General features: G+C 38.8%; 25 protein-coding genes and 1 riboswitch. Of the genes, 6 read left to right on the plus strand and 19 right to left on the minus strand.

The features are described from left to right. Positions 1-6: 6 nt before the first annotated feature. The 14 genes from ACFX40_RS14400 to ACFX40_RS14465 form a co-directional block, all read right to left on the minus strand. Positions 7-1,785, minus strand: a complete 1,779-nt coding sequence (locus ACFX40_RS14400; protein ID WP_098967466.1) for an acyl-CoA dehydrogenase family protein — start codon at positions 1,783-1,785, stop codon at positions 7-9. Further along, a complete protein-coding gene (locus ACFX40_RS14405; protein WP_028408526.1) occupies positions 1,773-2,516 on the minus strand; it encodes a 2-phosphosulfolactate phosphatase in 744 nt (247 codons plus the stop codon). The genes ACFX40_RS14400 and ACFX40_RS14405 overlap by 13 nt, the downstream gene beginning before the upstream one ends. Further along, positions 2,513-3,571: a phosphotransferase family protein gene (locus ACFX40_RS14410; protein WP_377255339.1), complete on the minus strand. Its 1,059-nt coding sequence runs from the start codon at positions 3,569-3,571 to the stop codon at positions 2,513-2,515. The genes ACFX40_RS14405 and ACFX40_RS14410 overlap by 4 nt, the downstream gene beginning before the upstream one ends. Before the next feature lie 25 nt (positions 3,572-3,596). Further along, a complete protein-coding gene (locus ACFX40_RS14415) occupies positions 3,597-3,998 on the minus strand; it encodes an acyl-CoA thioesterase (protein WP_013083164.1) in 402 nt (133 codons plus the stop codon). 14 nt (positions 3,999-4,012) lie between these two features. After that, positions 4,013-4,795: an enoyl-CoA hydratase gene (locus ACFX40_RS14420; protein WP_377255343.1), complete on the minus strand. Its 783-nt coding sequence runs from the start codon at positions 4,793-4,795 to the stop codon at positions 4,013-4,015. After that, entirely contained in the window at positions 4,795-5,676 is an 882-nt protein-coding gene (locus tag ACFX40_RS14425; protein ID WP_098333183.1) for a 3-hydroxyacyl-CoA dehydrogenase family protein, read from the minus strand. Before ACFX40_RS14425 ends, ACFX40_RS14420 begins: the two co-directional genes overlap by 1 nt. 83 nt (positions 5,677-5,759) lie before the next feature. Continuing rightward, the gene (locus tag ACFX40_RS14430) at positions 5,760-6,323 is read right to left on the minus strand and encodes a TetR/AcrR family transcriptional regulator (RefSeq protein ID WP_025751919.1); all 564 of its coding nucleotides are present in this window, start codon (positions 6,321-6,323) and stop codon (positions 5,760-5,762) included. A gap of 90 nt (positions 6,324-6,413) precedes the next feature. After that, on the minus strand, positions 6,414-8,030 hold the full coding sequence (locus ACFX40_RS14435; protein ID WP_377255346.1) for a long-chain-fatty-acid--CoA ligase: 1,617 nt from the start codon (positions 8,028-8,030) through the stop codon (positions 6,414-6,416). Between the two features lie 19 nt (positions 8,031-8,049). After that, on the minus strand, positions 8,050-8,823 hold the full coding sequence (locus ACFX40_RS14440) for an SDR family oxidoreductase (protein WP_272767290.1): 774 nt from the start codon (positions 8,821-8,823) through the stop codon (positions 8,050-8,052). Continuing rightward, positions 8,801-10,045, minus strand: a complete 1,245-nt coding sequence (locus ACFX40_RS14445; protein WP_060745645.1) for an acyl-CoA dehydrogenase — start codon at positions 10,043-10,045, stop codon at positions 8,801-8,803. Before ACFX40_RS14445 ends, ACFX40_RS14440 begins: the two co-directional genes overlap by 23 nt. A 150-nt stretch (positions 10,046-10,195) precedes the next feature. Next, on the minus strand, positions 10,196-10,459 hold the full coding sequence (locus tag ACFX40_RS14450) for a DUF1292 domain-containing protein (RefSeq protein ID WP_028408533.1): 264 nt from the start codon (positions 10,457-10,459) through the stop codon (positions 10,196-10,198). 87 nt (positions 10,460-10,546) lie between these two features. Next, on the minus strand, positions 10,547-12,271 hold the full coding sequence (locus ACFX40_RS14455) for a PAS domain-containing sensor histidine kinase (protein ID WP_377255349.1): 1,725 nt from the start codon (positions 12,269-12,271) through the stop codon (positions 10,547-10,549). Positions 12,272-12,431: 160 nt separating this feature from the next. Further along, positions 12,432-12,746: a YckD family protein gene (locus ACFX40_RS14460; protein WP_028408535.1), complete on the minus strand. Its 315-nt coding sequence runs from the start codon at positions 12,744-12,746 to the stop codon at positions 12,432-12,434. Between the two features lie 73 nt (positions 12,747-12,819). Further along, on the minus strand, positions 12,820-13,938 hold the full coding sequence (locus ACFX40_RS14465) for an NAD(P)/FAD-dependent oxidoreductase (protein WP_377255352.1): 1,119 nt from the start codon (positions 13,936-13,938) through the stop codon (positions 12,820-12,822). A gap of 340 nt (positions 13,939-14,278) precedes the next feature. On the opposite strand from ACFX40_RS14465, the gene ACFX40_RS14470 reads away from it, so the two are divergent. The 6 genes from ACFX40_RS14470 (at position 14,279) to ACFX40_RS14495 (ending at position 19,478) form a co-directional block, all read left to right on the plus strand. Next, positions 14,279-14,791 (plus strand): CBO0543 family protein, encoded by a 513-nt coding sequence (locus ACFX40_RS14470; RefSeq protein ID WP_098331697.1) that lies wholly within the window; start codon positions 14,279-14,281, stop codon positions 14,789-14,791. Positions 14,792-14,857: 66 nt separating this feature from the next. Beyond that, positions 14,858-15,040, plus strand: a riboswitch (Lysine riboswitch). Between the two features lie 138 nt (positions 15,041-15,178). Then, positions 15,179-16,507, plus strand: a complete 1,329-nt coding sequence (gene lysA, locus ACFX40_RS14475) for a diaminopimelate decarboxylase (RefSeq protein ID WP_377255355.1) — start codon at positions 15,179-15,181, stop codon at positions 16,505-16,507. 52 nt (positions 16,508-16,559) lie between these two features. Further along, positions 16,560-17,822, plus strand: a complete 1,263-nt coding sequence (locus tag ACFX40_RS14480; protein ID WP_377255358.1) for a dicarboxylate/amino acid:cation symporter — start codon at positions 16,560-16,562, stop codon at positions 17,820-17,822. Between the two features lie 137 nt (positions 17,823-17,959). Then, positions 17,960-18,094, plus strand: a complete 135-nt coding sequence (locus ACFX40_RS14485; RefSeq protein ID WP_013057043.1) for a hypothetical protein — start codon at positions 17,960-17,962, stop codon at positions 18,092-18,094. Positions 18,095-18,244: 150 nt separating this feature from the next. Next, a complete protein-coding gene (locus ACFX40_RS14490; RefSeq protein ID WP_060745651.1) occupies positions 18,245-18,430 on the plus strand; it encodes a hypothetical protein in 186 nt (61 codons plus the stop codon). Positions 18,431-18,566: 136 nt separating this feature from the next. Then, the gene (locus ACFX40_RS14495; protein WP_377255360.1) at positions 18,567-19,478 is read left to right on the plus strand and encodes a LysR family transcriptional regulator; all 912 of its coding nucleotides are present in this window, start codon (positions 18,567-18,569) and stop codon (positions 19,476-19,478) included. 186 nt (positions 19,479-19,664) lie between these two features. Here the strand turns inward: ACFX40_RS14495 and ACFX40_RS14500 are convergent, their stop codons facing one another. From ACFX40_RS14500 to ACFX40_RS14520, 5 genes are all read right to left on the minus strand, one after another. Then, a complete protein-coding gene (locus ACFX40_RS14500; RefSeq protein ID WP_377255363.1) occupies positions 19,665-20,351 on the minus strand; it encodes an O-methyltransferase in 687 nt (228 codons plus the stop codon). Between the two features lie 125 nt (positions 20,352-20,476). Next, entirely contained in the window at positions 20,477-21,196 is a 720-nt protein-coding gene (locus ACFX40_RS14505) for a pentapeptide repeat-containing protein (protein ID WP_060745654.1), read from the minus strand. 18 nt (positions 21,197-21,214) lie between these two features. After that, positions 21,215-21,544, minus strand: coding sequence for a PadR family transcriptional regulator (locus ACFX40_RS14510; protein ID WP_028408542.1), 330 nt, complete (start codon positions 21,542-21,544; stop codon positions 21,215-21,217). A gap of 156 nt (positions 21,545-21,700) precedes the next feature. Then, complete coding sequence (locus ACFX40_RS14515; protein WP_377255366.1) at positions 21,701-22,279, minus strand: GNAT family N-acetyltransferase; 579 nt, start codon at positions 22,277-22,279, stop codon at positions 21,701-21,703. Positions 22,280-22,453: 174 nt separating this feature from the next. After that, complete coding sequence (locus tag ACFX40_RS14520; RefSeq protein ID WP_013083145.1) at positions 22,454-22,927, minus strand: hypothetical protein; 474 nt, start codon at positions 22,925-22,927, stop codon at positions 22,454-22,456. Positions 22,928-23,128 lie beyond the last annotated feature (201 nt).

A 23,128-nucleotide genomic window follows, 5' to 3' on the forward strand; every position in this document is an offset into this window, starting at 1 on the left:
CCCTCCTTATACAACATATCGCCCGCTGTCGATAAATTCACGGGCGATATCTCGATTGCGCGTGAACTCTCCTTCACTTTGCAAATCATTCATCCATTTCCCAAGAATTGTACGGTATTGTCGGTGTTTTTCACCCGTTAACATCCCGTTTATTAATTGTCGAGCCTGCTTTTCAATTTCAAATAGCGTTTCACTGACAACGGTTGCTGTCAGCTTGCTTTTTAATGTTTCTTGTTCTTCTCCATTTTTGTTCACGGCTTTTTCCGCGCGCAGCACAGATGACTCTATCGCAAATAGTCCAACAGCAATTTCTGCGAGCTTCATCAGCGTTTCTTGTTCTTGTGCTAAGTTGGCGTTAAACGTTTGGAATGCTGTTCCTAACAAAGCAAGAAATAAATGTCTTGTGGTAATAACCGCCTGCTTTTCTCTTGCTAGAAGTTCACTTGAAGATATTTCCCACTGACCGCTCATCAATTCACTAACAGCATGTTCTACTTGTTTGCTCAGCTCTATTTCTCCTTTGGCTGCTTTTTTTAGAAGCTGAGTTGGAAGCAAAAGGCGGTTGATTTCATTTGTGCCTTCAAAAATACGATTGATGCGTGAGTCACGATATACTTGTTCTATTTTATATTCCTGAATAAACCCTGCGCCTCCATGAAGCTGCAGCGATTCATCGGCAATTAAATCAAGGGTTTCCGATCCATACACTTTACAAACTGAACATTCCATTGCAAATTCAGCCAGCTGTTTAGCTACTAACTTATGATTTTCACTTTCGTATAAGCCGCCAAGCGCCTCTTCTAGTAAACCAGCTGTACGGTACTGAATAGATTCAGATGCAAAAATACGAGCTGCCATTTTTGCTATTTTTTCTTTTGAAGCATTAAATTCTGCAATAGCTGTTTTAAACTGCTTGCGTTCTTTTGTATAAGCTAAAGCAAGTTCAAACGCATATTTCGCTGCGCCCATACATGCAGAACCTAAGTTAAAACGTCCAAGGTTTAAGACGTTCAACGCAATCAAGTGACCTTTTCCTACTTGTCCAAGTACGTTTTCTACGGGTACTAAACAATCTTCATAAATAACTGGACGAGTAGACGAACCTTTGATTCCCATTTTCTTTTCTTCTGACCCGAGAGACAGTCCTTCAAAACCTTTTTCTACAATAAAAGCGGTAAAATGTTCACCGTCTACTTTTGCATACGTGATGAACGTATCTGAAAAGGCAGCATTGGTAATGTACTGCTTCGTTCCATTTAATACATAATGCGTTTTTTCAGGATTTAATACGGCTTTTGTTTGGGCTGCAAGAGCATCAGAACCTGCTTCTGGCTCTGTCAAACAGTAGGCCCCAATATATTCGCCGCTTGCCAATTTAGGCAAGTATTTTTCTTTTTGCTCCTTGGTGCCAAAATACGTAATAGGAAGTGTCGCAATGCATGTATGATTAGAATGAGCGACTCCATATCCGCTTGTGCGGCCAATGATTTCACCGACAAGTCCTTTGCTTACTTTATCAAGACCTAGTCCTCCATATGCTTCTGGAATACTGTGAGCAAGAAGTCCAAGCTCGCCTGCTTTATGCATTAATTCTACTACTTTATTAAAATCCTGCTGCTCAATGTCATTATGGTAAGGGTCTACTTCTTTTTCAATAAACTGCTTTGCCGTCTGAGCAATCATACGATGCTCAGACGTTAAGTCTTCGGGTGTATAAACGTGATGCGCAGATGTTTTTTTTAGTAAAAATGATCCGCCTTTTGCTTCAGTTTTCATTTCAGACATATCGTGTCCTCCCCGTTTACTAGCTTTTTTTTCACTACCTTAGGAACTACGGAATAGACGTTTTTTTGGCTGACAAAGCCAATTTCGTTTAGAAAGCCATACTGAGTGAGCATTTCTCCTACGGCTGAGCGCTTCAATATTTCAACAGGTGAATGCTCATAAGCCTCATACAAAAGCAGTGCGGCTTTTGCAGCATCCGTTAAATGAAATGTTTTTAGTTGCAGCAGACAGCTTATAAAGTACCCCGCTCCATACAAATCTTCTAGACAGAAGCGATCGGATGAACCTGAACAAACTAATAAAACAGTTTCATCTTGACCTTGCTGACAAACAGCACTGGCAACCGCTTCTCCGTTTAAAAGCGAAGCTGTATATACATGGTTTGCTTTTTCAGCGTTATGAATGGCTACGGTTCCATTAGTCGTGGACAAAATAACCGTTTTATTTTGAACATGCTTCTTTAACGTGCTGGGATTCGGATCAAAAAAGCCTTCAATCGTTTTCCCTCTATATTCGCCTACAAGCGCAATATCATCAGGCTTGTACGTTTTTGCTTTTTCACGCGCTTCTTCTTCGTTTTTTACCGGAATAACTTCTCTTGCTCCTTGCTGTAAAGCAGCCGCAATTGTTGATGTAGCTAATAAGACGTCAAATATAACAACCGTTTTTCCTTCTAGCTTTTTGGCAAGAAGCTCTTCCTTTTTAAGTATTACGTGAACTTTTCCTTTCATATATGTCCTCGTTCTGTGTGCAGAGCATGAATAATTAGTGTTTTTACATAATCTCCAAATTGTGAAAACCGTTTATCATTTGTTTGGCCTTTTTTATAACGGTAATAAATTTGCTGACAAATGACAGCAAGCTTGAAGTACGCAAATTTCAGGTAAAAGTCAATGTGTGAAACATCCCGTCCGCTTTTTTTAGCGTATGCTTCTACAAAATCTCGCCGGGAATAAAAGCTTTTTTGCACAGTAACAGGTGGATTTCCGAGTCCTCTTTTCAAAAGTTCAGGATCGCTGTCTTCCATCCAGTAGCTCAGCGCCACTCCCAAATCAGCAAGCGGGTCTCCAACGGTTGTCATTTCCCAGTCAAATAATCCTACAATTTTATTTCCATCCGGCGAAAATAACGTATTGTTAAGCTTATAATCATAGTGAATAATGGTCGAATGCTGTGTAGTGGGGATGTGTGTGGTCAACCATTTTTTTAGGGCTTCTACTTCCGGTATGTCACTTGTTTTTGATTTTTCATAACGATGAATCCAGCCGTGTACCTGACGTTCTAAAAATCCTTCGGGCTTGCTGATTTTTTCAAGAAGCGTGCCTTTATAAGGAACATCATGAAGCTGAGCAAGGACATCCACCATTTGTTCTGAAATACAACGGCAAAGTGCGCTAGTTCCTTTCACTTCCTCTGGAAACGCTGTGTCGATGAGAACACCGTGCTTTCTCTCCATTAAAAAAAAGGATTTCCCGGCCACCGTCTCATCTTCACAAAACACATACGGCCGAGGAGCGAGAGGGAAAGACTTCGATAAAACAGATAAAATCTTGTATTCTCTTTGCATGTCATGCGCTTTTGGCGCAACTGGCCCAAAGGGAGGGCGTCTCAACACCGCTTCCCACTCTCCGACTGAAAGAGCGTAGGTTAAATTGGACGCACCTGATCCAAATTGCTTGATTAAAAGAGGCTCTTTAGGTAAATCTGGAATCGAAACACGGAGAAACTGATGCAGTTTTTCCGTGTTTAATTCCTCTCCTTTTCGTACAGGAATGATTTGTGACATTCTTTTACCACCTGCTTTTTTATAGTTAAACAGCTACTTTATAATTCATCAAAAACTGCTTAATGTCCGCTGGAATAGACACGCTTTTTTGTGCATCAAAATCAAAGTACACAATGACAGCTTCTCCTTTAGCAATCAGCGATCCCGTCTTGCTGTCGGTAATTTCATGACCAATTGTAAAGCTTTTATTGCCGACATTAGATACAAAGGTTTTAATCATTAGCACTTGATTAAAATAACCTTGCGCAACAAAATCACATTTAGTAGACGCTAAAATATACTCCCACTTTTTTGTATGCATGGATGCTCCCATTTCTTCAAAAAAAGCAATACGGGCCTCTTCTAAATAAATGAAATAGCTCGTATTGTTAATGTGACCGAGTGCGTCTGTTTCGCAAAAGCGCACTTTGACCTGTGTTTCATACATGATCTTCTCCTCCTTTACTTATGTGAAAAAACAGCGGGACGCTTTTCAATAAATGCTGATACTCCTTCTTTAATATCTTCTGTTTGAAAGACTTCTTCAAACAGCTCTGCCTCAAGTTCAAGACCTTCAGATAATGTACGATTTATTCCTTCGTTTACCGCTGTCTTAATTCGAAAAAGTGACGGAAGAGAGTGACGGTTAAATTTCTTAGCTAGCTCTTTTGCTTTTTCGAGCCCTTTTCCTTTAGGCGTTATATGATTGGCAAAGCCTGCATGAAGCGCTTCTTCTGCAGAAACAGGACTGCCGGCAAACATCCACTCTTTAGCTTTAGAAACGCCGATTACGCGTGGAAGACGCTGAGTTCCGCCACCTCCAGGAAACAATCCGAGCTTCACTTCCGGAAGACCGATTTGAGCATGTTCTTCGGCAATGCGTATATCAGCGGTTAGTGAAAGTTCGCATCCTCCTCCAAACGTTAAACCGTTTAACACGACAATTGTTGGTTTTTCAATGTTTTCAAGTTTTTGCAAAACACGATGGGTTTTCATAAACTCTTCTTTAATGCCGCTTTGCCCCATTAACTGAGGAAACTCTTTAATATCAGCTCCAGCCATAAAGGCCCGGTCGCCCGCTCCTGTTAAAATGATTGTAATGACATCAGGGTCTTTACTAAGCTCTTCATACGTTTCTTCAAGCTGCTGCACAACAGCCTGGCTCATTACATTTAAAGGCGGGTTATCAATGGTTACAATTGCCGTTTTCTCCTCTTTTTCAACACGTACAAATTTTTTCATCATTACTTCACTCCTTGTGTGTGGTATGTGTAAAAACCTTTTCCTGTTTTACGTCCAAGCTCGCCTTTTTGAACTTTTTCTTCAATGCACGCAGCTGGCTTGTCCTCCGGATTCCCCGTTTCGCTATAGCGCTGCTGCATCACAAAATATCCGACGTCAATTCCCGAGAGATCCATCAATTCAAAAGGACCGATCGGGTGATTGAGCGCTTTTTTGCAAATCGTATCAATGTCTTCAAAATCTGCGTATCCATTTTCATAAAGGAAAACGGCTTCTTTTTGCAACGCTCCTAAAATTCGATTAGCAATAAAACCTGAGATTTCTTTTTTCAGAAGGACTGCTGTGCGATTAATTTGCTTGCAAACATCCATTGTCGTTTGAGCTGTTTTTTCACTTGTCTTTTCACTCATCACAACTTCTACGCAGTCCATTACAAGGGGAGGGAAAAAGAAATGCATGTTAACGATTTGCTCTGGACGGTTTGTTGCACTTGCAATAAGCGAGTTAACAATTGTTGAACTATTCGACGCTAAAATGGCGTGACTTGGTGCGTACTCATCTATTTCTTTAAAGACACTTTGTTTTACATCTAACTTTTCTACCACAGCTTCAATTATAAAATCAGCATTTGAAACTGCTTCCTTTAATGTGTTTGTAAAAGACAATCTTCGGAATGCGGCTTCCTTAGCCTCAGAAGAGATTTTTCCTTTCTGAACCCACTTGCCTATAATTGCTTCCAGCTTGTCTTTTGCATCAATGAGTGATTGTTCATTCATATCTTGAATAATTGTTTCATATCCTCCGAGTGCACAAAGCATACCGATTTGATGTCCCATTTGTCCTGCTCCAATAACAGCAATACGCTGTATATCTTTACTATTCATGTTATAGCCTCCTTTTAATATAAAAGGAGAGAAAGGGCTTGTACTTTCCCGCCTTTTACGAGCACTGTCTAGCCTAGCAGCTACTATGACTCAATACCTTTCATCAGCATCTTATAAAAAATAGCCGCAACTTCTCGATCTGTCTTTTCACCATCTGGCTGAAACCAAAAATAGCTCCAATTTGTCATTCCTAATATGCCTAGCGTCACGATATCTGAAGGCAAATCTGAACGGAACTGCCCTGCTTCCATGCCTTTTTCAATAATTTCCTGTACGTTTTCTTTAAAACGATCGCGTTTTGGAATGATTTGTTCTAAGTGTTCTTCACTCAAATGACGCATCTCTCGAAAAAACACTTTAGCTCGAAGACCTTCTTTCTCAATATCATGAACAAGTTTAAAAATAATGCTGTGAAGCTTTTCTGGATAAGATGTTGTCTTATCTGCAAGAATCGTCTCTTGGTTTTCTATTAATCTTTCAATATATTGAAGGTGAATATCCATTAAAAGCTCTTGTTTGCTTTTAAAATAATAATAAAACGTTCCCTTTGTGACGTTTAATTCATTTACAATATCTTGAATAGACGTTTCTTTGAAACCTTTTTGAGCAAAAAGCTGAATGCTTCGTTCCATCATCAAATCTTTCATCGTCAAACCCTCTCTGTCTTTTCTCATTTTCACAAATTATACCATGGCTTAGAGGGAGCTTTTGAAAAAGTTTGTTTATGTTCAGCTTATTTACATCGTTTCTTTCACCACTTCTTCTCGTAGTGCCCGTCGTAAAATTTTTCCTACATTAGTCTTAGGAAGCTCAGCGCGAAACTCAAAGATTCGCGGAATTTTGTAAGCGGCAAGGTGCTGTCGACAATAAGAAGTAAGCTCTTCTTCGGAAAGAGATTTCCCATCTTTCACTACCAAAATCGCTTTAATGGTTTCTCCTCTGTAAGGGTGCGGCACACCAATTACAACGGCTTCTTTAATGTGGCTGTGTTCATATAAAACTTCTTCAATATCTCGAGGGTACACATTAAAACCACTCGCAATAATCATATCTTTTTTACGATCAACAATGGATAAATACCCGTCTTCATCTATCTGTCCAATATCTCCTGTGTACAGCCAGCCGTTTCTAAGCGCGTGAGCCGTCTCTTCAGGTTGATTCCAATAGCCCTTCATAACTTGAGGGCCTTTAATTACTATTTCTCCAAGCTTTCCTCTTGGCAGTTCTTTTGTTCCTGTAGCCACATCAACAATTTTATAAGCAGTTTGCGGAACGCCAAGTCCGACTGTACCTGGCTTTCTCTCACAAAACGGCAGGTTGCAATGCGTCACAGGAGATGCTTCTGATAGCCCGTACCCTTCTAACACTTTAGCGCCCGTTTTTCGTTCGAACTCTTTCATCAGCTCAACAGCCATCGGCGCACTGCCGCTGTTGCAGATACGAATACTTTCGATGTTGTATTCTTCTGCCTGAGGATGATTGGTAATAGCAACATACATAGTTGGAACACCGGGAAAAATACTAGGCTGCTCTTTTTTTATTGTATTTAGTACTTCTTCCAAATCAAAACGCGGCAATAGCAATATTTCATTTCCGCAAAGAATTGATAAATGCATACAGGAAGTCATGCCAAATACGTGAAACAATGGAATAACGGTTAAGCATTTTTCTTTTCCTAATTCAATATCATGCTTAAATATTTCGTATGATTGAACTGCGTTTGTGTAAATGTTTGTATGTGTAAGCATCGCACCTTTAGATGGTCCGGTCGTTCCTCCCGTATACTGAAGAACAGCAATATCGTGTGATGGATGGATGACCGGCTGATTAAATTCATGTTTTATGGTTAAAAAATCTAGGAAGGAAAGGTCTGGTGATGTAGGAACAAAAGGTTTTTGCAAGCTGACAGTTATCGCTTCTTCTATATGAACGCGATTTCTTATTTCTTGAAGTCTCGTATAAAAATCATCGAGTAGAATTATTTTTTTTGCCCCGGAATCGTTTAAAATATGCTCTAGCTCTTGTTCGACAAGCATAGGATTGACCTGAGTAACAATGCCGCCCGCTGCTACAATGCCGAAATAGCTTATTATATATTGCGGACAGTTTGGCAGCATAACTGCTACACGATCTCCTTTTTTAATCCCTTTTTTCTGGAGTGCTCCTGCAAATACGCGAACTGAGTGATACAGCTCCTGGTACGTTAACGTATGCTGATACATGCGCGTTGCCGTGTGAGCAGGATAACGTTCGGCTGTTTCTTTCAGCATATCAAATAGTGAAATATCTTCGATGTGAATGTCATGAGTGTAGGCTTCTGGATAAGGTGTAAACCATTTTTTAACGTCTTCCATCAAGTTACTCCTTTCTTATTCACATAGCATGAACTCCACCGTCTACTGTCAGAATATCTCCCGTAATATAATTAGACGCCGCAGAAGCAAGAAAAACAGCGGCTCCTTTTAAATCAGCGTCGGAGCCAAAGCGTTTTAAAGGGGTTTGACTTAGAAAATAATCTTTGCCTTGTTCCATAATCGCACCTGACATTTTAGTAGGGAAAAATCCCGGCGCAATCGCATTAACTTGAATATTATGCTGTCCCCATTTGACAGCTAAATCTTTCGTAAACGTAATGACCGCTCCTTTACTCGTATTGTACCCGATTGTATCCATGTACTGAGGATCCGTTCCTCCAAGACCGGCAATCGAAGCAATGTTAATAATCTTCCCAGCTTTTTGTTTAATCATTTCTTTTCCAGCTTCTTGGGACATTAAAAACGTTCCTGTAACATTAATATTCATCACTTTTTTCCATGCTTCAAGAGGCATTTCTTCAACCGGAGCACCCCACGTAGCTCCGCTGTTATTAATTAAAATATCAATACGTCCAAATGTTTCAATTGTCTGATGCACGACATTTTTAATATCTTCAGGTTGACTGATGTCGCAAGTTAAGGCGAGCGTTTTTACATCGAGGCGGGCCAATCGGTCGGCTACTTGCTGACATGCTTCCTTTTTTCTCGAACATAGAACAATGTTTGCTCCTGCTTCTGCAAGCCCTTCTGCCATTTGTTCTCCTAACCCTCTGCCTCCGCCGGTAATAATAGCTGTTTTGCCAGTTAAATCAAACAAGTCCTTTATGTGCATAGGTTGCCTCCTTTTCTTGATAGGGTTTTAGCTCAAGCCTTGCAAGCTGTGCTTTGTGCACTTCATCTGGACCATCAGCAAGGCGTAGAGTGCGGGCATTTGCCCAAAGTGCCGCAAGCGGCGTGTCTTCTGAAACACCTGCTGCTCCAAATGCTTGAATAGCGCGATCAATGACTTTTAAAGCCATAGCAGGAGCCATTACTTTAATCATAGCAATTTCTTTCCGCGCTTTTTTATTTCCAACTGTGTCCATCATATAAGCAGCTTTTAATGTTAATAAGCGAGCTTGCTCAATTTCAATACGCGACTCTGCCACCCATTCTTGAATAACCCCTTGCTGAGAAAGCAACTTATTAAACGTAGAACGACTTTGAATACGCTTACATAATTCTTCAAGCGCTCTTTCAGCTGCTCCTATTAGCCGCATGCAGTGATGAATACGTCCAGGCCCTAATCTGCCTTGAGCAATAGCAAACCCTTTTCCTTCGCCTAAAAGCATATTAGACGCTGGCACACGCACATTGTCATAATGAATTTCAGCATGTCCATGAGGAGCGTGATCGTATCCAAAGACTGGAAGCATTCGTTCAATTTTAACTCCGGGAGTATTTAATGGAACTAGAATCATAGACTGCTGTTCATATTTAGATGCGGTAAAATCGCTTTTTCCCATGACAATAGCAATTTTGCAGCGAGGATCTCCCGCACCTGAAGACCACCATTTTCTTCCGTTGATCACATATTCATCGCCTTCTCTTACAATACTGCACTGAATGTTTGTCGCATCAGAAGAACCTACATCCGGCTCTGTCATAGAAAAGCAGGAGCGAATGTCTCCATTTAACAGCGGCTTTAGCCATTTTTCTTTTTGTTCAGGCGTTCCGTATCGAACCAGTACTTCCATATTGCCGGTGTCAGGAGCTCCGCAGTTAAAAGCTTCTGGTCCAATAATAGAACGGCCCATAATTTCGCAAAGAGGGGCATATTCGACATTTGTTAGACCCGCTCCGTATTCGCTTTCTGGCAAAAATAAGTTCCATAATCCAGCTTGCTTTGCTTTTTCTTTTAACTCTTCCATGATCGGAGGAACAGCTGACCATCTAGACGGCTGTTCATTCAGCTGTTGTTCGTATAGCCGTTCATTTGGATAAATATGCTCTTCCATAAAAGAGGTCAATTCTTTTTGCAGCTTCACTACTTTGTCAGAGTAAGAAAAATACACGGTAGTCCCTCGCTTTCATTTACTTACTAACCGGTTGGTATGTTACATATTCATCATAAATGAAGGGAAATAATTCAGCAAGATATTTTTAGAAAAATTCTAAATATTATATTATTTAAAATAAAAAAAGAGAGGTTTTAACCTCTCTTTTTACGCGGATGTCATTTCCTCAAATACGGCTGATACCTTTTCAAACTCCTCGTCATCTTCAATTGAAGACCATTCACCATCATCTTCAATTTTCAAAAAGAAAACATCAATTTCTTCTTCTGTTTCAATTAAAACTTCTTCCACAAACGCAACGGCAATATAATCGTGCCCTTCAATCGTCATTTTTCCAAGCACTTCAATATCTTGCTCTTGATCATTTTCATCTAAAATTGTAAAAATCTCTCCCGTTTCAATGCGTTCCATCTTATTCCCTCCTAATTTTAACCTCATTATTCGTTCACTAACATGTATTCCCCTTTAGAAAAGGTTTCATGCTTATAAAAGTAGAATCTACTTTTTAAAAGGCAAAAGAATGTCTACGGTAGTTCCTTTTCCAAGCTCACTTACAAAGTTAATTTCTCCTCTATGTTCTCGAATGATCTTATAGCACACCATCAGTCCAAGCCCCGTTCCTTTCTCTTTGGTACTATAAAAAGGTTTTCCTAAATGCTGCATTCTTTCCTGCGTGATGCCTAGCCCCTCGTCGCTAAACCGGACAACAAGGTTCTCCTGATTAAACCTTTTTAGTTGAATCGTTACGGTTCCTCCACTTGGCATAGATTCGACTGCATTTTTAAATATATTGCTAAACACCTGTTTCAACTGATTTTCTTCGCATAATACGAGAGGAAGATGAAGATCAATTTCTTTTTTTACGTGAATTTTCTCTGTAATCCCCTGCACCTCAGCTAGCTTTAAAGTATTCTCTAAAATATCTTGGACATGTTTGTCTTTGTAGGTTTTCGCCTGAGGCTTTGCAAGACTCAAGAACTCATCGGTAATCAATTCAATTCTATCTAACTCATGATTTATCATTTCTACATAGTAAGGCTGACCGCTCGTTTCTTTTAATAACTGTATAAATCCTTTTACCGCCGTCAGAGGGTTTCGAATTTCGTGAGCAATACCAGCGGCTAACTGTCCGACTAAGGAAAGCTGAGCGGATTCACGCAGCAATTTTTCAGTTTTTTTACGTTCTGTAATATCACGAAACAAAACTTGAATGGCCTGCTTTCCCATATAGGGAATAGGAAAGGCAATGGTTTCGGCATCAATCGTATGACCGTCTTTATGAATAAACTTTTCTTCCTGTAGGTCTACAGATTTATTTTCTGTTTTCATTCGATAAATTCGCTGTTTTACAACATCATAGTAGTCAGGGTGAACAAACTGATAAACACAAGCTCCTAATACGTCTTGAGGACTTTTGTATCCTAGCGCTTTAGCTCCTGCAGGGTTGATGTAATCAATTTTCCCTTCACTATGAACGATAATCGCTTCCGGCGATAACTCAATCAAGCTTCGGTAGCGTTCTTCACTTTCTTTTAAAGCCGTTTCGGCCTGCTTGCGTGATGTTATATCTCGATAGACAAAAGCAATGCATAGCGGCCAATCATTCATATTTTCAACGCGGAATAGTGTGACGCTTACATTAATTAAATGACCGTCTTTATGCTGTCTGACCGTCTCAAATTCCGTTTTCGATTCACCTGATTGAATGGTCTTATGAAGTTCCCACACTGGCTCCTTTAAAAACGAAGGTATAATCGGAAGAGGCTTTTGATAAATTTCTTCAAACGTCCAGCCAAATGTATTCTCAAACGCAGGGTTCACTTGAAGCGTTTTACCTTTTAAGTCAACGACAGCAACAGCATCTGCGTTATGATAAATAAAAGGCTGAATCTGTTCTTTTTTCTCCTGATAACTAGTTATATTCACGCAATGTCCCATGATTTCAGGCTTTTCTGTGTAAGATAAAGGGGTTAAGTTTACTACATAGCGTTTATCATTTATTTGAAGCTCGTACATAAGCTTTTTCTTTTTATTTAGTGCTTCGAAAAAATGCTCATACGAGACCCATTCTTCCAGAGGGATTTTTTGCTCATGAACGCTTTCACCTTGATACATACTGTAAACAAGATGGTCATCTTTTTGTTTGTAAGCAAATATGATTCCTAGCGCCTCAGCTGAATGATTTTCTGCATGTAATCGGACTATTTTCTTATTTTCGTTCATCGTTCATATTTACCTACCCCTCACTAGCATCTTTCCTACTCGTTCTCATTCTCTTAATTTTACATGAGGATTTTAGAATTTACTAGATAAAGAAGCGGATATTTTCCATTCATTCACATAAAAAAGCGCCTGTAAAGGCGCTTTTTTATGTGAATATGAATTACTTTGAATGATGCATTTTATGACAGTGTCGCTTCGGAACAAAACCATTTTTCTCCATATGCTGATAACGATTTTCCATATGCGAAGAAATGTTTTGACTCTCCGCTTTGCTTAACACGCCGTACTCCACATATTTTGAAAGTATTTCTTTCTTTTTTGCTAGTATTTCTTTGTACAGCACGGACAGTTCCTGCTTTTGCTGAGACGTCAGCTGCACGTCTTTTGTTTCTGGCTGAGGATTGTTTTCCGCTAATACAGGCGTCGCGCTCATAAATAAAAAAGCTGCTGCTGCACTTATCATAATCTTTCGCAAACAATCTACTTCCTTTCATCATATAGTAGTTGTAGTTTGCGAACTTCTATTTGTTTTCATTCATTCTGTTTGCTTAAGACTCGATAGCTCCTCTTACATCATAGTCGCTAAGATCAATTTCCATTTCCATTTCAAGTGCTAATTTAGCAAGCTCTGAACCAAGATAAGGACCCGACGTTAAGCCTGAAGCTCCGAGACCATTGGCTACTAGTATTCCTTCGTAAGCCGGAAGAGCCCCAATGACTGGCAAGAAGCCTGGAGTAAATGGTCGAAACCCTACCCTTGTTTCTAAGACTGTGCTTTCTGTTAAGCTGGGAGCAATTGATAAGGCCTTTGAAAAAATCTCATGAAGCCCCCCAGCAGTTACTCGCAAGTCATAACCCGTGTCGTTTTCATGTGTTGCTCCTATGACAATTTGACCTTGTTCAAACGAAAGAATATATTGGTCGCTTGGAGGCATCACAACGGGCCAGTCTTTTGTATCTAAATCTGGAAGGTGCAAGTGGACAATTTGCGCTTTTTGAAAGCTTGCTAAAAATTTCACTCCAAGAGGCTCTAGTAATTGATTTGCCCAGGCTCCTGCTGTCACGATTGTTGTACTTGCTAGAAGGGTTTGTCCATTTACGGCAACGCCCGTTACTCGATTATTTTCATAAAGAAGTTCTGCGTTTCCTTCTATTATTTTTGCACCGTTTTTCTTCGCTGCATTCACAAGTGCGTTTCGAAGAGCTCTTCCGTTAACGCGAGCGGCTCCACTAATATGAACTGAACTGTATTCTTCCGAAAGAACCGGAAACAAAGCCTGTGTTTCTTTAGCGGATAAACATGTAATCTCGCCTATTTCGGGAGCTTCTTCCCGACGTTTATATGCTCGTTCTTCCATTTTTTCAAGCTTTTGTTCATCAGTATGTAAGCTAATTGCTCCCACTTGCTTATATCCCGTATCGGTTTCTCCATCTTCTTCTAATTGCTGAATTAATGTTTGATAGTACTTGGCGCCGCCTTTTGCTAAGCGGTACCATGCTTTATTTCGACGCTGTGAAAGCCATGGACAAACAATTCCTGCTGCTGCATCAGTAGCTTGACCAGCATCCTTACGATCTACCAATGTCACATCTGCTCCTGCTTTTGCTAAATGATATGCTGTAGAAGCTCCAAGTATCCCAGCTCCAACTACGATGTATGTTTTCATACCAAAACACCCTTTTCTTTCTTCTAGTATTCTTATGCTATATGTGTGCAATTTTAGCATAGCAAAAAAAGAAGTCACATACTAGGCGAAGCTATTTTGAGCTTATTTTTACGTCTTGCTGACTTTAACATATAGCAGCTCCTTTCATCTCGTAAACAAAAGCGGTAGAAGTTCCTTTACGAAGATTATAGCAGCGTGAAGAAAGCCACAAATAGTGGTAGTACGTCTTTAACGCTGCTGCTTATGGCTTTTCTATTATAGTTTCTGAATAAAAGCAAAGAGAATAAAATTTCTATAATATGTAAATAAAAAGAAATAACCATTATTTTAAGGAGAGCGTATGCAATCTTCATTTGTGTTATTTTTTATCATTCTTGGTTTACTATTTGGCAAGTGGCGCAGGTATCAAGAATACTATCCTACTTTGCTGTTTTGGGTCACGGGGAATTTGCTTTATGAAGTACTGCTGTTTCATCACCGCGTATGGGTATTTCACCCTGTTGGTATTGATCACCTTTTTCTACCCGATCACCTAATGGTTTCCCTTGGAATAACCTTAATTATTTATCCGGTTGTTATACCGGTTTTTTTAGGAAGGCTGCCGCTGCATGTAAGCGGCCGGCTGTGGTGGATTCTTTTGTGGGCGCTTTTATTTACTGTGATTGAGTTCATTGCTTATGTTAATCACAGTATTACTCATCATTATGGATGGTCGCTGCTGTGTTCTTTTCTCTTCAATATTGTCACGTTCTCACTTTTAGTCATTCATCAGAAGACAGCGCTGGGTGCTTGGGTTCTATCTGGAAGCTTTATAGCTTTCTTATTTATTCTTTTTGATATTCCTATGCCTTAACTTTTCATTGACTAGACGGAGGAAAAGGAAATATAATAGAAATTACATTTAAATATAATTTTCCTCTCTGAGAATAGAGGTGCATGAAATCAAGAGTCACTTATTGGAGACTAATGGAGTCTGTGAAGATAAGTAAAAGGGATTTCGTGCCGAAGTATATAAACATCCATTGTGTTCATATACTGGTTCAGTATTGAATAAATGCTGAGCTGTCACAAACCATTTGGTTTGTGGAGAGCTATTGAAGAGATGTTGATGCCTAGAATGTAATAATATTTTATTATTATGAAACCAAGACGCGTGAACATCACTTCACGGGTCTTTTTTGTGTTTTTCTACTGACCATCAAAGTTATAGTTGAATGATTTAAATGGAGGGATACGGATTATGTACTTACATGGAACGAGTAAAATTAACAGCAGCAATCATTTAGAAATTGGGCAGTGCGATACGGTCGAACTGAAAAAACAATACGGCACTCCCCTATACATCTACGATCAAGAATTAATTGAGACGAAATGCAAGGCCTTCCATTCAGCCTTTCGAAGAAGCGGATTTTCATATCAAATCGCCTATGCAGGGAAAGCCTTTCTTTGTATGGAAATGGCTAGCCTTTTAACGAAGCTTGATATGTCACTAGATGTGGTCTCAGGAGGCGAATTATTTACAGCGCTTGAAGCTGGATATCCAGCTGAACGCATTCATTTTCACGGCAATAATAAAACGATTGAAGAAATGGAAATGGCTCTTGATGCGAATATTGGCTGTTTTGTTGTTGATAACTTTACCGAACTTGAAGTTTTGCATGCCTTAGCAGCTGAGCGCAAACAGAAAGCATCTATTCTTCTGCGTGTTACTCCAGGGATTGAAGCCCATACACATGAATATATTATGACCGGACAGGAAGACTCCAAGTTTGGATTTGGGCTTTCCAATGACCAAGCCATGAAAGCGGTAAGTTCTGCGTTAGAAAAGCCTTACTACGATCTTTTAGGCATTCATTGTCATATTGGTTCGCAAATTTTTGAAGTAGATGGTTTTTCTCGCGCCATTGATATTTTAACTGATTTCTTATTCAGCATTCGTGATAAAATGGAATTTGAAGTAAAAGTTTTAAACGTAGGTGGTGGTTTTGGTATTCGTTATACCGAAAGCGACTCTCCTCTTCCAGTTGAGTATTATGTAGATGCACTGACAGAAAAGCTAAGCCGCACGTTAACTGAACAGAATTATACCCTTCCAGAAGTCTGGATTGAGCCTGGAAGAAGCATCGTAGGAGAAGCAGGTACAACGCTTTATACAATTGGATCAACGAAGGAGATTCCAGGTGTACGAAAATACGTAGGAATTGACGGCGGTATGACCGATAATATCCGTCCTGCTCTTTACGATGCAAAACATGAAGCTGTCTTGGCTAATAGAGTGACGGATAAAAAAGATGAAACAGTATCAATTGCGGGTAAATGCTGTGAATCAGGAGATATGCTTATTTGGGATATTGATTTACCGCACGTTAATCAAGGAGATTTATTAGCAGTGTCCTCTACAGGTGCCTACAACTATTCAATGGCTAGCAATTACAACCGTATTCCGCGCCCTGCTGTTGTATTTGTAAAAAATGGAGAAGCTCGTCTTGCTGTAGAGCGAGAAACATACGAAGATTTGGTGCGTAAAGATGTAAAGCCAGTCGTTACTACGTATGCAATGAGCAAATAATAGCTGTTCTTGCGTAGTAAAGAAGCTATTGTTGTTTGGAGGAAATCTAACTATGGTTTTAAGTGTATTTAAAACGTACAGATCATCGCTTATTCTGCTTCTCGCTATTTTAATTGGCGGGATAGCAGGATATGCTATCGGGCCCGATGTGGCAGTCGTAAAGCCCTTTGGTGATTTGTTTCTTAATTTAATGTTCATGATTATCGTTCCCCTTGTCTTTTTTAGTGTGGCTTCGGCGATCGCAAACATGAATGAAATGAAGCGTCTTGGTAAAATTATGCTAGGTATCGCCGTTGTGTTTATCGCCACTGCTGCTGTTTCAGCCGTTTTAGGCTTTTTAGGCGCATCACTTTACAATCCGCTACATAATGTAGATACTTCTGCCATTAAAGAATTGATGGGTGACAGTGAAAATACAGCTGAAAAAATGACGCTTTTAACTCAGCTTGTTAGTACATTTACTGTATCTGATTTTGTTCAGTTATTTTCGAAAGAGCACATTTTACAATTAATTGTCTTTGCCGTTATTTTCGGTATTGCTACAACGATGGCTGGCGAAAAAGGACAGCCTATGGCGAAATTTCTGACTTCCGGTCAAGAAGTATCGATGAAGGTTGTTAAAATTGTGATGTACTATGCTCCAATTGGTTTAGGGTGCTATTTTGCTACTGTAGTAGGAGAACTTGGACCAAAGATCTTACAAGGGTACGCTAGAGCATTTATTCTTTATTTATTAATTGCAATCGTTTACTATTTCGGTTTCTTTACGCTATATGCATGGATTGCTGGCGGTAAAGCAGGAATTAAGCTGTTTTGGAAAAATGCAGCTGCTCCTTCTATCACCGCTATTGCTACCTGTTCTTCTGCTGCATCTATTCCAGTCAATTTAGATGCAACAAAGAAAATGGGTGTGCCGCTGGATATTGCTGAAACGGTGATTCCATTAGGAGCAAACACCCATAAAGATGGTTCTGTTATCGGTGGTATTCTAAAAATTGTTTTCTTATTCAGTTTGTTTGGCAAAGATATGACGTCTGCTACGAGTATTTTGAGCATATTAGGCGTAGCCTTTTTAGTTGGAGCCGTAATGGGAGCAATCCCTGGAGGCGGTATGATTGGCGAAATGTTAATCATTACAATTTACGGATTTTCGCCAGAAGTTCTGCCCATTATTGCGGTCATTTCCACAATTATTGACGCCCCTGCTACGCTTTTAAACAGTACGGGAAATACAGTAACAGCGATGCTTGTTACAAGGTTTACAGAAGGAAAAGACTGGATTAACAAAATTATCACCACCGATAAAGTCGCCTAGCAAAAAAGCAAAGGGAACAGTTTAGTGACTCTCCCTTTGCTTTTTTCGTGTGCAGTAATATTGATAGCGGTGTATAAAGTCTGTAAATACGTACATTCTATAGGTATGTTTCATAACCGAACTGGAGGTGTCGTCTAATGAGTAACGCTGCAGGAGGTTCAAAGAAAAATCAACCGAATGATGCGAATCATGTAAGCGCAGAAACAAAAGCTCATCAAAAACGTCTTACTGAGCAAAACAAACAAGAACATCAAGCTGAAGAGCGAAAATAAAATGACGTTAAAGAGCGCAGCACCTGCGTTCTTTAACGTCATTTTATTTTTAGAGAGAACTTTATAACTCCGCTCATTATAGGTCTATCGTACAACCTCCTTTCAAACTTTTACATATTCTATTAATAGGTTTGTAAAAGGAGGAATGATATGATGTTTTCTTGGCTAGAGATTACAGCCGCAGCCTTTGGACTTTCAGTTATTTTGATAAGTTTTGCATTTTTGCCCGAACGTACATGCAAAAATCTTTATATTCCTCATCAGCTAGCAGCAAAATCTATGTTTCTCTATAAAAAGATTATGCGTTTTATCAATCAATTTCGACAGAAATTTTAGTTCATTTCCTTTCCCTGGTTTTATTCATTGGATATATCCTCCCCCTTTTTAATTAGCGCATTTACAGTAAATAATTTAATGGTTAAAATAAAGAGTAAAGAAAAAGGATAAGCAGTTTGCAGAAATGGAGTTTCACATGGAAATCAGAGACTTAGAATACTTTATAGAGGTAGCGAATCATAAGAATTTTACAAAGGCAGCGCTGCAAGTTCATTTGTCACAAACAGCTTTAAGTAAAGCCGTCAAAAAAGTAGAAAATGAACTAGGATTTGAGCTTCTTGATCGTTCAACAAGAGAATTAAAGCTAACCGATGCAGGAGAAGTTGTGTATCACCAAGCAACTAAAGCTCTGTCGGTGTTAAAAGACATGCCTCACTTGTTGGGAGATTTAATGAACTTGCAAACAGGGCAAATCAAGATGGGAGTCCCTCCGCTCATCGGGACCTTGTTTTTCCCGAAGATTGCAAAAGCATTTAATGAACAATACCCTAAAGTATCTCTAGAGCTTATTGAATTTGGAGCAAAAAAAATTGAAGCACTTGTGGAAGAGGCTGGTGTAGATATGGGGATTGTTATGCTTCCTCTTACAAGCGGTCATGATGAACATTTTCACGTATACCCGTTCGTTAAGGAGAGATTTCTTTTATACGCGCATAAAAACCATCCTTTAGCGAAACGTTCTTCCGTCTGGATGAAAGAATTGGAGCATGAAAAATTCATTATGTTTAGTGAAGAATTTACGCTGCACGACCGGTTAATTCAAGATGCTTTAAAATCAGGCTTTGTGCCTTCTATAGCGTATAAAAGTTCTCAATGGGATTTAATTATTGAATTAACAGCGGCAGAACTAGGTATTGCTATTTTACCCGAATCGCTTTATACCAAAGTGAAAGATCCCAATATTACTACCGTACCTATTGCAGATCCTGAAATGATGTGGGAACTTGGAATTATTCTGTTAAAAGAACGCTACAGTTCATTCGCTGTACGAGAATTGATTAATTTTTTAACCGAAAAACAAATGACAGATAAATTGGGGCCCATTTAAAAAGAGTCTGGAACAAAAGTATGTTAATTCAAGGACAATCCGAACGAGTTTGGTTGAGAATCCAACTCGTTCGGATTTTTTCGTGGGGACGCTGAACGTAGGTTTCATGTATGTATTTGCTTCTAGCTGTTGATTGGATGGGTTTCGTTATGTCTCCGTCTCTTTTTATGTGTAATACAAATTTTATCATTCAACAATCCCTACAATGAATCCATCATAGCCTTTGCTTCCAACGGTTTGTATAGCCGTGGCGCTGATTCGTTTTTCTTGAGCCAGAACATTCATAAATTGGCGAATTCCCTTTACATTTTCATCTTCACTTTCTGAGTTCACCACATGCCCTTGACGAACAACATTATCACAAATAATCGTACTTCCTCTTTTCGATAATTCTAGAGCCCACTTTAAGTAATTTGGGTTATTCGGCTTGTCAGCATCAATAAAGATAAGATCAAACGGCTCTGTTCTCTTATCCTTTAATACAGCTAATGTATCAAGCCCGGGGCCGACAAGGACTTCTACTAAGTGGCTTACTCCCGCTCTTTTTAAATTAGCTCTTGCTACTTCTGCATGCTGAGCGCTCAATTCGAGCGTAATCAGCTGTCCGTCTTTCGGAAGAGCTCTGGCTAGCCAAATCGTGCTGTATCCTCCAAGAGTACCAATTTCCAAAATGCGTTTAGCTCCTTTTAATAAAGCTAACAAATGCAGAAACTTTCCTTGACTAGGCGATACGTCGATGGCAGGTAATCCAGCCTCTTGATTTGCCTTCAATACCTCATCAAGAACAGGGTCAGGTTGTATAAGCTTATCATTCATATAAAGATCCACTTCATTCCAAATTTCATATATAGACATTTCCATACTCCTCCACATAAGTGATAAAAGCTTTATTATTTCTATGAATGTGTTCTAGCTCTCTAATAAACTATCCTGCTCGCTCTTAAAAAGAATTGTTATATGTCCATAAAAAAAGACCTTCAGAGAGGTCTTTTTTATCTTTAAATAATCGTAACTTTACTCAGATCTATCTTGGCACTTTTTAAAAAGTTATATGTCAATTTATCCATTTTTGCACCTTCAAAATCGGATTTTTTTAAATCTGATCCTCGAAACTGTACATTTAGCAAAGTGGCGTTGCGAAATGAGGCTTTTTTTAATGATGTTCCTTCAAAAATTGTTCCCTTAAATGTTTCCTCGTCAAATACAATGTCTGTTAAATTACATTGCTTAAAGTACGTGTTGTCATAGATACAGTCTTTAAAACTGGCCTGTTTAAAATTTGCCCATTTAAATTGTACGCCTGTTAAATTAACGTGATGAAATATCGCTTTCGTTAAATTGCTGCTTTTAAACATGCTGTCCGTAAGATCTGCGTAGCTAAAATCAGATTCATTCAAATTACTGGCATTAAATTTCCCTTTATACACCGATACAGAACGAAAATCAGATTTTGTAAGCTCGGTCTTTGAAAAATCCATAGGGACGGTTTGCTTTAATTCCTTGGTTTCTACATTCATTGATTGAATCAGCTCTGTGATATCGCCGATAGAATTGATTGTCATATAATAAGCCTGTTCTTCATTATGCCCATCTTTTTTATAATCTGTAAATTTTTCCTGTAAGTTCTGTGATAGTTCTTCCTCTAAATCTTGAACATTTTCTACATCCTGATAAGGAGCCAAAATGTTATGCACATGATTTTTTATTTTTTCGTTCATTTATAACATCATCCTTTCTCACAACAATAAATCAATAATTTTTTTCGCTTGCTCCCAATTTTCTTTGTTTTGTTTATATACGTTTTTTCCTTGTTCTGTAATTTTATAATATTTTCTGCGGCCGCCTTGTACAGCATCTCCCCAGTAAGAAAGAATATGGCCGTCTTTTTCAAGGCGCTTCAAGCTTGAATACATTGTGGCTTCTTTTAATTCATACTGCTCTTTAGAGTAGGTATAAATAAGCTTACTAATTTCATACCCATACTTATCGCCGCTGAGAAGTAATTTCAAAATCATTGTATCTGTATGTCCCCGAAGTAAATCTGAAGACATTTTTGTATATACCAAAGTATCACCTCTTTATGTATAATTTAAATCATATTACTATGACAGTCAAGGTATTATATTTAATAAAATACACTAATATATAATTGCACATATGTAAACAGCTTAACAGTAGAAAATAGCCGGGAGAAACGTACCGGCTATTTTCTAGGAGACACCTTATTCTTCGTTATAACTGAGCTTAAATACTATCGGCGTACTTTCTGCTGATATTTTCCAAACCATGTGATGATACCCCTTGCTCCAGTAATCTTTTACTAAATAATCAGGGATTCCAAATATGTTTTTCCATACTTCTTGAGCATTTTTGTATCCGCTGTCCAAACAAATTTTTTTAATTTCTCTGCTTTGAAGCGTAAGCAGCATAGTATGTAAAAGCAGTGTGCCTACACCTTTTCTTTGGTACTTTGGATGAACAAAAACTGTGCCGATTTCAATCCATCCTTGCAGCTCTCCTTTTGTACACGCCGTAATTAATTCACTAGCAGGACCATATTCAATACAGCCAATAATCTTATTGGTGCACGTATCTATTCCGAGCCAAAAGAATCGATGTTTTCCACCGCTATCAAGGTCACTTTTTAAATATTGTGCTTTACTTTCAATTTCTATTTGTATATCGTTCACCATGTCTGATAGACCCTCTTTATGAAAGGTATCTGTGATTACTTCATTAAAAAGCTCGTGGAGTTCTGCGCGGTCTTCTATTTTTGGTCTTCTTATTTCAATATGATGCAATGTTCATTCCTCCTTGTTATTTCACGGCAGAATATGAAGCTTTACCATTATTATTTATTAATCTATGTTGATACTCCTTTTCTCTTTCTACTGTTTTTCCAATAAAAAAGCACGAGAAACTTTGAGTTCTCGTACTTTTTTATAATATGGATTCTGCTTTTCTATTGGGAACTGTTAATACTGATTCACAAAGCTCTGGATTTTACATACGAATTCAGAAAGGTTCTCCTTTATCTCTTTGTCCTCTGTTTTCTCTACTTGCTCCTGTATGGCATCAATCATTAAACGTGCTCTTTTAGGATCTATAGAGGCCGGTTGGCTGCTGTTGTTTGATAGACTTTTCAAAATTTGATTAGTCATTTTGTTTTTATCGTGAATATAAAATAATATTTGAGGAACTTGATTAATTAACAAATTTACGTATCTGCGAAACTCCTCTATCTCATATAATTCTCTTGAATTACCTTTAAAGCCATCAACGGAAAGCATAAGACTCTGGTAGCCTTTATCACTGCGTTGATTAAGTGCTTTAATCACTTTCAAAAACCGATCGAACTTTAGATAGCGTATTTCGTCTTTCCTTAATTCTAAAAATTCAATTTCTCCTTTTTCCAAAAAGGGATCTTTGATAAGACTATTATCATTCATATACATTCTCTCCCTACTAATTTATTAGTTGCAGAGCTTGTTTTGAATTCATTTGTCTATCGTTTTAGTAATTGTTTACCTCTTTTAGGCCCGTTTTAAAACCTTCATTTGTAAAACGCTTACATAAATGTTCTCAATTGCCTGACGTGTTGACGGAATTCTGCTTATTATCTGATAAATGACCAATGAAAAAGAGCTCCT

It is taken from the genome of Priestia sp. YIM B13552 (genome assembly GCF_042787775.1).
GTDB lineage: Bacteria > Bacillota > Bacilli > Bacillales > Bacillaceae_H > Priestia > Priestia megaterium_E.